This window comes from Microcystis aeruginosa FD4 (assembly GCF_009792235.1).
GTDB classification, from domain to species: Bacteria; Cyanobacteriota; Cyanobacteriia; order Cyanobacteriales; family Microcystaceae; genus Microcystis; species Microcystis viridis.
In genome coordinates this window covers 3,749,716-3,763,165 of the sequence record NZ_CP046973.1, presented here as the reverse complement: position 1 = coordinate 3,763,165, position 13,450 = coordinate 3,749,716, and the positions used below count along the sequence as shown (strand labels likewise).

Here is a 13,450-nt window from a genome sequence, read left to right as displayed (position 1 = left end):
TTTCAGTAAGATTTAAGAATTTGGTTAAGATGAGAGTAGGCAATTAGCGATCAACTTGTAGCTCAGGATTTTAACCGATGACTCAAACTGGTGAAACCGTTACCTATTCCCTTGAATCCGTCCTGACAAGGATCGAGAGTAAAATTGACACTCTCCAAAGAGATGTAGATCAGAAAATAGATTCCTTCCAGAGAGATGTTAATCAAAAATTTGATACTCTCCAGAGAGATATGGAGCAAAAATTTGACAATCTCCAAAAAGATGTTAATGATTTAAAGGTGGAAGTCACAGAAATCAAAGGAGATATTAAAACTCTTGATCAGAAAGTCGAAACGATGGATAAACGACTGGAAAAAGTCGAATATAGTTATGCAGTCTTGGTTAAAGATATTGCTCACTTGAAAGGGTTTAAATCCCTGATTATCCCCATGATTGTGGCTTTTTTAAGTGCCGTGGTAACTTTGGGATTGCGCGGCTTTTTTCTTGGCAATAAACCTTAATTTTTTATGTCAAGAAAGTAATTATTTGCAAGAGGTTTTTAATTATGACACAAACTAGCGAAACCGTTACCTATTCCCTTGAATCCGTACTGACAAGGATCGAGAGTAAAATCGACACTCTCCAAAGAGATGTTAATGATTTGAAAAGCTCGCTCTTGAAAAAGGGGACAATTGTTAATTATTATTAAAAGTATATTTACTAATTAACCAAAATACCAGTGAAACTAGCTCAAGCTCAGACGATATTAACAGACACTGTAACCGTATTTTGGGGAGAATGGCTAGATTTACGGGCGAGAGTCCTTCAGATCGCCGCCACCGGTCTAGTTTCTCCCCTAATCTATATTATCGGTTTCGGGTTGGGGTTGGGAAGCGCTCTCGATCGCTCAATGAAACCCTCGATCGGCGATTCTTATCTAGAATTTATTTTACCCGGAATGGTGGCCCTGTCCTCAATGGCGATCAGTTTCGGGGGAACCACCTTTTCCATCTGTGGCGATCGCTTATTTAATAAAACCTTCGAGGAATTATTATTACTTCCCGTCCATCCCCTCTCATTATTTTTAGGCAAAGTTTTTGCGGGAATTTTGCGCGGTGTCATGACTTCTGCATCAGTGATTCTCATCGCTATTTTATTTACAGGAAAATTTGCTAGTTTTCTCAATCCCCTCTTTTTATTAGTTTTAATCTTAAATTGTGCCGTCTTTGCCGGTTTAGGGGCAATTGTCGGATTGCGAGTTAAATCCCTCGAAAGTGTCGGTCTCTATAATAACTTTTTAATCGTGCCGATGTCTTTTTTAGGAGCAACTTTTTTTGATCCCCAAACCTTACCCTGGGCATTAAAAATTATTGTTTATTCCTTGCCCCTTACCTATGCTAGTCTAGGATTAAGAGCCGCAGCCTACGATATCAATCAATTTCCTTGGTTCGCTATCCCCATTTTATTCATCGTCGCTATTCTTCTCTCGATTGTCGGCGCTTATCAATTCTCCCATCAACGGGATTAAATCAGTTATCAGTTATCAGTTATCAGTAATCAGTGGTCAGATTTTAGTTTTCGGTGAACAGTATTAAGTGGCAAGTTTTAAGCTTTCTTTTCACGGATTACTGTTTACTGTTTACCGATAAAAGCAAAAAGCTCCTATCTCCTGACTCCTATCTCCTGACTCCTATCTCCTATCTCCTGACTCCTATCTCCTGACTCCTTTTTCCCTTGAATAAATATATCCTTTTTTATAAACCCTACGATGTATTATGTCAGTTTACTGATGAAAATGGGCGCTCGACTTTAAAAGATTATATTCCCATCCCAAATATCTATTCCGTCGGTCGTTTAGATAGGGACAGTGAGGGATTATTATTACTCACAGATAACGGTCAATTACAGCATCGTTTAGGTCATCGTCAATTTGCTCATCCGCGCACCTATTGGATACAAGTCGAAAGAATTCCAGACTTAAACGCTTTAGAAAAATTGCGTCAAGGTCTTCCTATTCAGGATTATCACACTCGACCGGCAATAGTTAACTTACTAGATTTTGAACCGGATTTACCCCCCAGAGAGCCACCGATTCGTTATCGAAAATCTGTTCCCACCGCTTGGTTAGAAATTACCTTAACTGAGGGAAGAAATCGTCAGGTAAGAAGGATGACTGCTGCCGTTGGTTATCCCACTTTAAGATTAATTAGAACAGCCATTACTATTGACAAAAACAATAAATTATGCTTAACAGGATTACAACCCGGTCAATGGCGAGAAGTGACTGAAAAAGAGAGAAAAGCCTTAGAAAGGTTATAATTTTTGTAAGCAACCTTGATAACCAAAATTGAATGTATAGTTTGGGACTTGCTCAGATGATCCACAATTATCTATAATCGTGAATATTAAACCTAAAGACAAACATGAAAGTTAAAATTAAAAATCTTGGCATTTTAAAACAAGCAGAATTCAGTCTAGGCGACCTCACAATTATCTGTGGTGGTAATAATACAGGTAAAACTTATGCTACATATTCTTTATTTGGTTTTTTATATACTTGGCGAAGACTATTAATGTTGCCAAAATTTGGACTCAAAGAAAAAATTGATCAACTACTTTCTGATGGTGTAATTAGTCTCGATCTACAGGAGTATGTTCAACATTGTGACAGTATTCTTACTACAGTTTGTCAAAGATATGTTCGACAAATACCTGAAGTTTTTGCGGCCAACGAGGAGAGGTTTAAAAATGTTGATTTTCAGATAGAATTAAATTTTGATAATATTCAATTTAAAAAGAAGTATGAAAGGAAAATTAGTACAGCAACATTGGAAATTATCTCGATTAGCAAAACTGAAAATAACCCCTATTTATCCATTACATTGCTAAGAGACAAATCTAATATAAATCTGTTAGTTAATGTTCTTGAAGAGATCATTGACAACAGTATCAAAGATATAATTTTCTCTCAGTTTTTTCCCAGGCCATTTATTGCCAGTGCAGAAAGGACAGGAGCGGCAATTTTTCGCAAAGAGTTAAATTTTGCTCGTAATCGTTTACTGGAAGAAATTAGCAAAAATAGCAATTTTGATCCTACGGAACTGTTATTTAATGTTTCTCAGGATTATGCGCTCCCGGTCAAAGAAAATGTAGATTTTACTAGACAAATAGAAACAATTGTCAAAAAAACTAGCTTTATTGCCGAAAATCATCCCAGTATTTTAGAAGATTTTGCCGATATTATTGGTGGGCAATATATGATTACTAGCAATGATGAACTTTATTACATTCCTAAAGGAAAAAAACTTAGACTATCGATGGATGAAAGTTCTAGTGCTGTACGTTCTCTTTTAGACATTGGCTTTTATTTAAGACACGAAGCTCGAATCGGAGATTTGTTGATAGTAGATGAACCTGAATTAAATCTCCATCCAGAAAATCAACGCTGTATCGCTAAACTTTTCGCTCGACTGATCAACATTGGTATTAAAGTTTTTATCACTACTCACAGTGATTATATTATCAAAGAAATAAACACATTAATTATGCTCAACCATGATAAACCACACCTGAAACAAATTGCCGTAGAAGAAGGCTATAGACAAGAGGAATTATTATCGGCCGATCAAGTTAAAGTCTATATTGCTGAAAAAGCTTTAGAGATGTTAAAAGGAAAAAAAAGAAAGACCAAATTTAACACTTTAACTCCCGCTAAAATTGATCCCGAAATGGGTATAGAAGCGCGCAGTTTTGATACTACTATCGAAAAGATGAATCGTATTCAAGCGGCTATTATTTGGGGTGAGGAGTAATGTCTGATATTGCTATGCTCAAAGAAATGATTAAGGATTGTGCGATAGTAGAGTTGGAATATAAAAAAGAGTACAAACGAGATATTTATTTACTGAAACTGACAGAAACTCAAGATAACTATTCGTTTGTGATTAGTGGAATGCCTGAACCCGATCAAGTTATTGCGATCAAGCTAGATGAGTTTTTTGATGTCCGCAAAATTTTTACTGGTAATCAAGGTGAGTGTAAGCGTGCAGATTTTATAATTATCGCTAATACCACTTCTGAAAAAGTTATCCTTTGTTTGGAAATGAAGAAAAGCAGAGATGATAATTCATCGATAATTAAACAATTAAAAGGAGCCAAATGCTTTGTCTCCTATTGTCGTGAAATTGGACGCTCATTTTGGAATAAACCCGATTTTCTTCAGGACTATCAATATCGCTTTGTTAGTATTAAAAATATCAGTATTTCTAAAACAAACACCAGCAGCCCTAAATTTTCTCAAAAAAGTGAGATTCACGATCAACCAGAAAAAATGTTAAAAATTTCCGCTCAAGCCAAGCACTTTCAAGAATTAATTTAGTCCTATAGCTTGACATTATGACTGATTTAATCTCGATCGAATAACGATCTTTTGCCTAGAGTACCGAAAGATAGTTATCGATTCTCATTTTTAAAAACTTCAAACACCTGCCGACTGAAATATTTTAACTTATCAGCCACCTTAGGAGAGGGTTGATAATTACCGACTAATTGCCAATTTTCCACCGTAGATAGTCGCCAAGCGGTTCCTTGATGGTTAAAAGCCTGCATTTCTAAGCCAATCAAACGCTGATGTTGATCCTCGCTATCGAGATGAAAACGAATTTGTACCAGAATACTGCGCCCTTGAATTCTGGGACTCCAACCGGGAAAATGGAAAGCGATATCGATCGAGTCGGGATCCGTTAACTCCCTTGTGTGGGGATCATTGCGCCAAGGTTTCAGATCTGCCTTTGCATCGGGGAATTGTTGTTTAAACAGGTTGACGAGTGTGGCGATCTTTGCCGTTAATTCTAATCCTTTTGCCTGTTCCGACGCATTCATGCTCACCTCTGATAATTGCTTATAAAGTAACTATTTATACAGTTTAGCCCTGCTTTTTGCGACTATTGCACCAATTATAACGATATTTTCTCGATCAAGTCGAAAATGCCGCACCCGTCAATCCAGATAGCCGCTGCCAAAAAGACAAAATCAAAACTAAACTAGAAAATAGGATAATCGACAGGAACAGTATTTTCTATGAATCCCCAAGAGTCTCTATTACAATCGATCGAAAAATTAGGCTATCGGGTTACGGTGGGTGATGTGGCGGCAAAATCGGGTTTAGAGATTAACGCTGCACAACAAGGATTATTAGCTTTAGCTGCGGAAGCGGGGGGACATTTACAGGTAGCAGATACGGGGGAGATTATCTATCTTTTTCCCGAAAATTTTCGCTCGATTCTCCTGAATAAATATTGGCAATTAAAGTTAAAAGCTTTCGGTAGTAAAATCTGGCAAGTAGTTTTTTATGTTATTCGCATTTCCTTTGGCATTGTTTTAATTATTTCGATTTTAATCCTGTTGCTGGCTATTCTGGCGATCCTGATCGGCTTAATGTTTAAAGATAGTGACTCGGATAACAATTCTGGAGATAACAAAATTAATATTAACTTCTTTCCCACGGACTTTTTCTGGATTTTTTATCCCGATTTTGGTAATAACTACTACGAAAGAAGAGATAGGGAAGTTAAGGCAGACAAACTTCCTAGTAAGATGAATTTTCTGGAGTCAGTTTTTTCTTTTCTTTTTGGCGATGGCGATCCTAATTTTAATTTAGAGGAGAGACGCTGGCAAACTATCGGTAAAGTAATTCAAAATAATCGTGGCTCGATTATTGCTCCACAAATTGCTCCCTATCTCGATAGTATTACCCCTAATTATGAGGAGACAGAAGACTATATACTCCCAGTTTTAACTCGCTTTAATGGTTTGCCGCAAGTGTCCGATCGAGGCGATATTATCTATTATTTTCCCGATCTACAGGTGACAACCAAAGAGAGAAAAGTACAAGCAGTATCGCCCTATCTAAGGGAAAAAAGCTGGAAGTTTAGCGAAGCGGATAGCGGTCAAATTATCTTAGCTTTAGGTTTAGGGGGGGTTAACTTTATCCTCGCTTTAGTTTTAGGATATTTGCTCAACAGTGATAGTGTCGATTTGAGCGGTTCTCTGGGGTCGATAGTCACAGGGATTTACGGTTTTCTCCTCAGTTATGCCGCTGCTTTTTTGGGGATTCCCCTCGGTCGTTATTTCTTTTTGCAGTGGAGAAATGAGCGGGTTAATCAACGCAATCAACAGCGAGAAAAAAGAGCGGATTTATTAGCACAAAGTAATCCTGAATTAGAGGAAAAACTGGCCTACTCTCGTCAATTTGCTGACCAAAAAGTGATTACAGATGCTGATATTAGTTATTCTACCGATCAAGACTATCTCGAACAAGAGATCGAGCGCTCCGATAAAATCGATCGAGAATGGCAAAAACGCTTAGAATCGCCCGATTAATCGCTTTTGTGGTGTGGGAGGTCATTCTGTTATTCTGACTAGAAAATAGAAGCTGAAATAACGCAAATTCGTCAATCATACTAAATCCGTTGAGTGATACTGCATGAGTAGAAAACGGGTTTCTCGGAGAAACCCGTTTTCTGTGCGTTACTCTGACAATTTTTAACACCTACCTACTCAACTTAAACGATCGAGAGTGCGATACTGAATTGCTTCGGCAACGTGGGAACTTTTCAGCATTTCACTATCTCCTAAATCGGCAATGGTGCGGGCAACTTTGAGAATGCGATCCATTGCTCGGGCCGATAAACCCAATTTTCGGATTGCCCCTTCTAAAATATGGCGACTGCTATCATCAAGAGCGCAAAAACGCCGCAAATGCTCGGAATTCATCTCCGCATTAGAGCGAATCCCCGTATTTTGAAAGCGATCGCTGACCTTTTGTCTGGCCCCTTCTACCCGTTGCCGCACCTGCTCAGAAGCTTCTCCCCGACTCTCTTGGGTCATTTCTTCTGGTTTCAGGCGATTTACCGTCACTTGTAGGTCAATACGGTCTAAAAGCGGTCCCGATAATTTCGCCCAATACTGTTCCCGTTGTCGCGGTGAACAGCTGCAGGGTTGCACCGAATCGCCGTAATAACCACAGGGACAGGGATTGGTACTTGCCACCAGGGTAAAACGCGCCGGAAAAGCGACGGAAAGACGAGTGCGAGAAATGCTCACATAACCATCCTCTAGGGGTTGCCGGAGATATTCCAAGACACTGCGCTTAAATTCCGTTAATTCGTCCAAAAATAAAATACCACGGTGAGAAAGGGAGATTTCTCCCGGTCGGGGATAAGTGCCACCTCCCACCAGCGCTGCCCCGGAAGCGGAGTGATGGGGACTGCGAAAAGGACGCTCGCGCACCAAGGAACCTCGATCCTTCAGTAATCCGGCGACGGAATGAATCTGGGAGACTTCTAGGGATTCGGCAAAGGTAAGCTGGGGCAGAATACCGGGTAAACGTCGCGCTAACATGGTTTTACCGCTGCCCGGTGGCCCGACAAAAATTAGGTTATGACCCCCAGCTGCGGCAATTTCCAGGGCCCGACGGCCAATTGCTTGACCTTTGACATCCTTGAGATCGGGGAGATTTATCTGCGATCGCCCAAATTCCTCGGCAGCGTTAAAAGTCATCGGTGAATAGCGATCGGGTTCATTTAAGAAATTTACCACTTCCGATAGATGACGAAACCCATACACTTGTACTCCTTTAACTACGGCCGCTTCTTTGGCATTATCGGCGGGAACCACTAAACCCTTAATCCCCATTTTTTCGGCAGCGGCAGCAATGGGTAAAACCCCCGCCACGGGACGCAAACTACCATCGAGGGATAATTCGCCTAAAAAGAGAAAATCCCCCAATAAACCGGCTTCTACCTGTTCGGAAGCCCCTAAAATGCCGATACTAATCGGTAAATCATAAATTGGCCCCTCTTTGCGGATATCGGCGGGACTTAAATTGATGACAATTTTGCGGATGGGAAAGGCAAATCCGGCATTTTTTAGGGAAGCTTTTACCCTTTCTTTCGACTCCTGCACTGCGGTATCGGGTAAACCCACCACGGCAATTCCGGGTAATCCCCCCGATACATCCACCTCTACCCCGATTTTAATGGCATCGATGCCGATAATTGCCGCACTCCAAACCCTTGCTAACATTTTGGCTCAAGTAAAAATAAAGTGAGTTCTTAGGAAAATGAAACAGGATGTTAGGCTAGTTTTCCGCATAAAAATGATTTTATCTGGGAATTTACCTGGAAAATCACCGTATTTCTGGGGATAACCTAGCCAGAAAAGCTGAGAGCTTAATGGTATAGTTAAAAAAAAAGCAATTTGTCTATGAGCGAGACTATTTTTAGCAAAATTATCCGTAAAGAAATTCCTGCCTCGATCGTCTATGAAGATGATCTGGTTCTCGCTTTTCGAGATGTTAATCCCCAAGCACCCACCCATATCCTCATTATCCCCAAAAAACCGATTCCGAAACTAGAGGAAGCCAGCGACAGCGATCGCGATTTATTGGGACATTTGTTACTAACTGTTAAAAAGGTGGCCGCCGAAGTCAAATTAAGTCAAGGTTATCGAGTGGTGATCAATAATGGGGAACATGGAGGTCAAACCGTCGATCATCTTCATGTCCATCTTTTGGGCGATCGCCCAATGTCCTGGCCTCCGGGTTAAACCACCCTTATTTTCCCCCATTTTTGGGGAATTATAGAGCTAGAAGCCTTCTTTTCCGAGTCTGTCTTCTCGATTTAGTTAGTAGTTAACCCCGATTTCCCGTTAGGGAACATCGAACATTACCCGTTCAAGAGAGCGATTGGGATCAATGTAGGATTGGCGCGAATGGAGACAAGCATGATTGTCCATGATTAAGATCTGTTCTGCTTTTAAATAGAGCGGAACGTGATAGGCTTCAAACAGTTCCAGAAATCTGTTACATAAAGCCATTAAACGGGGATCTAGACCGGAAGCGACCGGTTTATTAAGATCGGGGCTAAATTCCCGATAAACCAGCACATTATAGCTAAAGCGGATGATTTCGGCATCTCGTTGCCAAATGGGTGCGAAACAGCTTTCTTTGCCGTCTTTAGAGATAAAATATTGAGGTTGAGTCGCCATAAAATGTTGTTCCTCAAGGGTAAAATGACGCAATAAGTCATCAAACTTAACCAAAGTCGTTGCACCCCCACCCCAACGATCTGGAGTTTTACAGCGCAAACAGAGGTATTTAGGCGGGATAGCTTTGTAAGCCCATTCTGTGTGAGGTAAAAGCCCAATTCCCAGGGATTGTGCGTCACTTTTGCCCATAGCGTCAGGATTTGCTTTGATAGGATAGATAATCTCTCCGTTAGTTTGGATCACGGGGGTTGCTTGGGTAACATCCTGTAAACCTTGCAACCAGCGATCGCCGCAAGGGTTATCGAAGACAAAAAAACCGTTTTTTTTCAGGTTTTCCTGTAGAGTAAATGATTTTTGCTCAGTTCCGATCGCCGAGGAAAAATCTGGCTTCGACGGTGCTAGAATTAATGCTGCCATGAGTCAACTCCTTTGTGTTCTTGCGGCTTTTCGTCCGCTTACTTAACCAATGAGAGCTAGGAGACTTCTTTTTGCAGTTGTGGGAAAAATAATTTTAAGGAAAAGACAATGCCGTGAACGACGAGCTTATTCCCCTAGTCAAGGTGGCAACCTACTGGCGGCTACGACTCCGTAATGTTGAGCCGACGACCAACCAACCCCTTGAAGAGAATGACCCCAACTTTCTCCCCTCAGGGAGTGAGCAGTGGTTACAAACGGAAAAGCGCTTTTATGAATGTATGGATAACATCATTCAGTTTCTCGACTCCCCAAGGGTGCTAACCAGCCTACCGCTAGAGAGTCTCCTACCTTTATGCGCTCTTCTGCGGCTCGTTCTCGATAACCGTCATCCCAGTGGCAATGAGTGCGTCATACCCGAATCTCCTTACTATCGAGCAAAGGATAACCCAACTTGGCAGCAACTCGATCGCCTCTGGCATATCCTTAAGGATGACATTGGCATAAAGTTAGCTCCTAAAATCAAAAACTGGATCTCCGCTCCCTGGATTAAAGAGAAGATTAGCAACCAATATGAACAGGAACTTGAACTTGAGCAAGAGGACATTAATCAAGCGCAATTCCGGGTGTGGCGCTATCTTGGCCTGAGCTTAAAAGGCCAACCAACCCCCAGGGGTAAGGATTCTGTCTTTAATCCCCATTACCGACAACAGAGTGAAGAGTGTACCGTTAAAGGGTGGCTGAGAAAAAGAATCTATCACGAGGTGAGGACAGTAGCCCAAAGAAAAGCCCAAGAGCAACGCTTGAGGGCGAATCCCCGAGTTAACCCCAATGATGCAGATCAAACCATTGATCCTTTAGATAACATTCAGTCTAAGCCGTCTCAAGCTTGGTGGGAGCAGATCAGAGAAGCAGTGGAGGGTCCCTGTGCAGAAGAACTCCAACAGATTCAGCCCCGAAGCATAAAATTAAGGCACATTAACGCCCAAAAGGTGATCTTAAGTCTCTTACCCCCAGAATCCCTCACCTGGGAGGAAATGGCACAACAGTGGGGGTGCGACGACACCACAATTCGCCGATTCTATAATGACAAGTGTTGTCCTTGGCTCCGAGAACATTTTTCCGCAGAAGATCTTCTCTCGCGAGACCGAAGTTAACCCAGAAAACGGGTTTCTTCGAGAAACCCGTTTTCTAATGTCCCCTGTTCCCCCCTAGAAAATTATGTCTATCTCTACTTCAACCTCAGATGTCAATGAACCTCTCTATTCTTCAGAGGACTGGATTGATGATGACGAATTGGAAAACGATCCTGAGTTTCAGGAGTGGTTAGCGATCGCCGACACAACGGAGGAGGAGGACAGCACCGGACAAGCATCCTCTTCTGTTTGGGTTCCCTGGAGTGCAGCAGATCAAGACCGGGCCAATAAACTGGCCCTGGCTCACCCTAACCCAACTTTTGGGGAACTGATTCGTCAAAACACTTTAGCGGCGGCGGTGTTGACCCATTATCTGGATGATCATGGTATAGAGATGGATCATGCAGCGGCTAACCATACTCAAGCGGTGCTACAACTGCTTAATCCAACAGCAGATGTGGTACTACCTAAACTTGGTAAACTGGAAGCTTTATTAGTTCCCCAAGACTCTGGTGCAGAACCGTTGGATTTAAGCCAAGTTAAGGTCAAGATTGACCTAAATCCGGCAACCCTAGCCTATGTTTTAGTCGAGTTAGGGGAAGGAGGAGCTTGGTTAACTGGGGTTCTGTTGAGTTCTGACCTGCGCCAAGATTTCCCAGAAGGCGGCGCGGTGTCTTTGGCGATGAGGAAACCTATGTCGGCGCTGTGGGAAGCTTACCGTCGGTGGGAAAACTGTCAGCAAATCATGGCGCAGTATATCGATAAACAAGGCTGGTCGGCGGAACAGCGAGCGGAGGTAATCACGGTGTTAAACTGGGTCTGGGACTATCGGCAGGACTATGAGCGTCCGACGCTATTAAAGGAGTTTTTAGAAGAGAAGGCCAGCGAGAATCATGAGAATTTTAAACCCTCAGCCTCGAATCTCCAAGAGGTAAGGGAAGCAACGCCTGAGCCGTCTTCAGAGGGTGCGGTGGACTGGCTGGATGTGGCGATGGATTTGCTTGATGAATTGGGAAAATTTATTTAAAAAATAATCATGAAAAGCATTAAAATAATTGTCGAAAAATACCTAGATGGCTATATTGCTTAACCTTTAGGCATTGAAGTAGTTGTCATTAAAAAAGAGGTTAACAGATGCAAAACTTGCGTCAGATTTCTTTACTAACAAGTAAAATGTAGGGTGCGTTAGACGGCGATAATCTCTGCTCAAACTTAAATCTAACAATCCGTCGTAACGCACCACATCTATCATTAATTTAACTTCATTATAACATATAATTAATTTGCAAGAGTTCTTGTCTATCATTAATTTATTTGGTGCGTTACGCTATCGCTAACGCACCCTACTACTACTACTATTATTATCTGTAATTATATCCCAATTGATGATGGTTTTGTATATATTCTGCCACTACTTTTTTGCGGTTTTCTCGCAATGACAAATCAGGTGGAGCATTTTCTAAAAGATGCTGAGGATGACCTCCCCGGCGTTGTAATAAAGTTTTACGCGGTTTTAAGCTTTGCCAATGTTCGTAAATGAGTTTTTTTAGAAGTTCTTCTGAGCTAATATTCTCTTCAGAAATGATGTCCGCTAGATAGTTCTCGGTTTCTCGATCTAGATTAATGGATAACATTGTTACCTCATAGGATAAATCAACATCTTTGATTATAGTAGAATGTAGGGTGCGTTAGACGACAATCTCTGCTTAAACTTAAATCTAACAATCCGTCGTAACGCACCACATCTATCATTAATTTAACTACTACTTGGTGCGTTACGCTATCGAAGGGCGCACCCTACTAAAAACTCTAGATATTACCATCCTACGGACAATCCAGGGTTATTAAATCAATCACCGTTAGGCTACTGGGAACTTCGACTATCTACGACTTTTCCAGTATCCAGGTTCTCGGCTGCAATGCATAACCGCCAAAATGAGAATGTAGTCTTGCTCGATTGTATAGAGAATTGCATAGGGAAATCTGCGTGCCATGCATCGTCGGACAGCATCATCAATAACAACATAATGAGTAGGAGATGCTCTAATTCGATAAACCGTATCCTCGATAGCATTGATAAATGCCTGTGCAACCTCAACCCGTTGCCCTGTATAGTATTGAACCGCTTCAGCATATTCAGTGAGAGCTTCAGGGTGAAATACATACCTCATGGCTCAATCAGTCGTCTAACTTGAGCCAGAGCTTCTTCCCCCGAAATTGGCTGCACAGAGCCATCCCGAACCTCGCCTCTTCGTCTTTTTGCTTCAGTTACCCAAACTGCCTGAATTGTTGAATCGGTATCGAATTCTAAGCTTTCTACCAACTTGTCTGCAAGCAGCGCCCTTGATACACTAGGTAAGGACAATATCTCTTCTGTCAGTTGCTCAATTGATCCCATAGCCCGTCGCAGAATAATAAACTCTAAGTATTATCATTCTATAGCAAAATCGACTAAGTTAGTTCTTTTTTGATAAATCTTTAATTAATCTGCTATGGGCAGTGCGTTAAGCTATCGAAGAGCGCACCCTACTATAATTAGACTAGAATTGAGTTTGCTAGAGAAAAATTCAGGGTACGGGCGAAGCATTCGGATAGGAAATCTAGGGTTTCAGTAATAGGTTATTGTCCGAATGCTTCGCCCCTACTCAATCATCTAACAATCCGTCGTAACGCACCACATCTATCATTAATTTAACTACTACTTGGTGCGTTACGCTATCGAAGAGCGCACCCTACTATAATTAGACTAGAATTGAGTTTGCTAGAGAAAAATTCAGGGTACGGGCGAAGCATTCGGATAGGAAATCTAGGGTTTCAGTAATAGGTTATTGTCCGAATGCTTCGCCCCTACTCAATCATCTAACAATCCGTCG

At 41.5% G+C, this 13,450-nt stretch carries 16 protein-coding genes; 10 read left to right on the top strand and 6 right to left on the bottom strand.

The genetic code is table 11. From position 1 onward, the window contains the following. Positions 1 to 77 precede the first annotated feature (77 nt). The 6 genes from GQR42_RS18805 (at position 78) to GQR42_RS18780 (ending at position 4,357) form a co-directional block, all read left to right on the top strand. The gene (locus GQR42_RS18805; RefSeq protein WP_158201124.1) at positions 78 to 500 is read left to right on the top strand and encodes a polyhedral envelope protein; all 423 of its coding nucleotides are present in this window, start codon (positions 78 to 80) and stop codon (positions 498 to 500) included. A 44-nt stretch (positions 501 to 544) separates the two neighbouring features. After that, positions 545 to 688 (top strand): hypothetical protein, encoded by a 144-nt coding sequence (locus GQR42_RS30085; protein WP_371730885.1) that lies wholly within the window; start codon positions 545 to 547, stop codon positions 686 to 688. Positions 689 to 718: 30 nt separating this feature from the next. Beyond that, positions 719 to 1,507 (top strand): ABC transporter permease, encoded by a 789-nt coding sequence (locus GQR42_RS18795; RefSeq protein ID WP_158201123.1) that lies wholly within the window; start codon positions 719 to 721, stop codon positions 1,505 to 1,507. 206 nt (positions 1,508 to 1,713) lie between these two features. After that, positions 1,714 to 2,298, top strand: a complete 585-nt coding sequence (locus tag GQR42_RS18790; RefSeq protein WP_158201122.1) for a pseudouridine synthase — start codon at positions 1,714 to 1,716, stop codon at positions 2,296 to 2,298. 104 nt (positions 2,299 to 2,402) lie between these two features. After that, entirely contained in the window at positions 2,403 to 3,791 is a 1,389-nt protein-coding gene (locus tag GQR42_RS18785; RefSeq protein WP_158201121.1) for an AAA family ATPase, read from the top strand. Continuing rightward, complete coding sequence (locus GQR42_RS18780) at positions 3,791 to 4,357, top strand: hypothetical protein (protein ID WP_158201120.1); 567 nt, start codon at positions 3,791 to 3,793, stop codon at positions 4,355 to 4,357. Before GQR42_RS18785 ends, GQR42_RS18780 begins: the two co-directional genes overlap by 1 nt. Positions 4,358 to 4,431: 74 nt before the next feature. On the opposite strand, the gene GQR42_RS18775 is transcribed toward GQR42_RS18780, so the two are convergent. After that, positions 4,432 to 4,860, bottom strand: a complete 429-nt coding sequence (locus tag GQR42_RS18775) for a hypothetical protein (RefSeq protein ID WP_002751268.1) — start codon at positions 4,858 to 4,860, stop codon at positions 4,432 to 4,434. 198 nt (positions 4,861 to 5,058) lie between these two features. Here GQR42_RS18775 and GQR42_RS18770 point away from each other — a divergent pair, with 198 nt between their 5' ends. Next, on the top strand, positions 5,059 to 6,360 hold the full coding sequence (locus GQR42_RS18770) for a hypothetical protein (protein WP_158201119.1): 1,302 nt from the start codon (positions 5,059 to 5,061) through the stop codon (positions 6,358 to 6,360). Positions 6,361 to 6,537: 177 nt separating this feature from the next. Here GQR42_RS18770 and GQR42_RS18765 read toward each other — a convergent pair whose 3' ends face one another. Then, positions 6,538 to 8,064, bottom strand: a complete 1,527-nt coding sequence (locus tag GQR42_RS18765) for a YifB family Mg chelatase-like AAA ATPase (protein ID WP_158201118.1) — start codon at positions 8,062 to 8,064, stop codon at positions 6,538 to 6,540. A 180-nt stretch (positions 8,065 to 8,244) separates the two neighbouring features. Here GQR42_RS18765 and GQR42_RS18760 point away from each other — a divergent pair, with 180 nt between their 5' ends. After that, positions 8,245 to 8,586, top strand: a complete 342-nt coding sequence (locus GQR42_RS18760; RefSeq protein WP_158201117.1) for a histidine triad nucleotide-binding protein — start codon at positions 8,245 to 8,247, stop codon at positions 8,584 to 8,586. 102 nt (positions 8,587 to 8,688) lie between these two features. On the opposite strand, the gene GQR42_RS18755 is transcribed toward GQR42_RS18760, so the two are convergent. Further along, positions 8,689 to 9,444, bottom strand: a complete 756-nt coding sequence (locus tag GQR42_RS18755; protein WP_233271070.1) for a TauD/TfdA family dioxygenase — start codon at positions 9,442 to 9,444, stop codon at positions 8,689 to 8,691. 113 nt (positions 9,445 to 9,557) lie between these two features. Between GQR42_RS18755 and GQR42_RS18750 the strand changes: the two genes are divergently transcribed. Together GQR42_RS18750 and GQR42_RS18745 are read left to right on the top strand one after the other, a co-directional pair. Continuing rightward, positions 9,558 to 10,598, top strand: a complete 1,041-nt coding sequence (locus GQR42_RS18750) for a hypothetical protein (protein WP_158201116.1) — start codon at positions 9,558 to 9,560, stop codon at positions 10,596 to 10,598. Between the two features lie 64 nt (positions 10,599 to 10,662). Beyond that, complete coding sequence (locus GQR42_RS18745) at positions 10,663 to 11,604, top strand: DUF1822 family protein (protein WP_233271069.1); 942 nt, start codon at positions 10,663 to 10,665, stop codon at positions 11,602 to 11,604. A gap of 334 nt (positions 11,605 to 11,938) precedes the next feature. On the opposite strand, the gene GQR42_RS18740 is transcribed toward GQR42_RS18745, so the two are convergent. The 3 genes from GQR42_RS18740 to GQR42_RS18730 all read right to left on the bottom strand — a co-directional run bounded on the left by GQR42_RS18740 (position 11,939) and on the right by GQR42_RS18730 (position 12,975). Continuing rightward, on the bottom strand, positions 11,939 to 12,211 hold the full coding sequence (locus GQR42_RS18740; RefSeq protein ID WP_158201115.1) for a hypothetical protein: 273 nt from the start codon (positions 12,209 to 12,211) through the stop codon (positions 11,939 to 11,941). A gap of 246 nt (positions 12,212 to 12,457) precedes the next feature. Next, complete coding sequence (locus GQR42_RS18735; RefSeq protein WP_036400794.1) at positions 12,458 to 12,748, bottom strand: type II toxin-antitoxin system RelE/ParE family toxin; 291 nt, start codon at positions 12,746 to 12,748, stop codon at positions 12,458 to 12,460. After that, positions 12,745 to 12,975 carry an addiction module protein gene (locus GQR42_RS18730; RefSeq protein WP_002753232.1) on the bottom strand — a complete coding sequence of 77 codons (231 nt, stop codon included), beginning with the start codon at positions 12,973 to 12,975 and terminating at the stop codon, positions 12,745 to 12,747. Before GQR42_RS18730 ends, GQR42_RS18735 begins: the two co-directional genes overlap by 4 nt. Positions 12,976 to 13,450 lie beyond the last annotated feature (475 nt).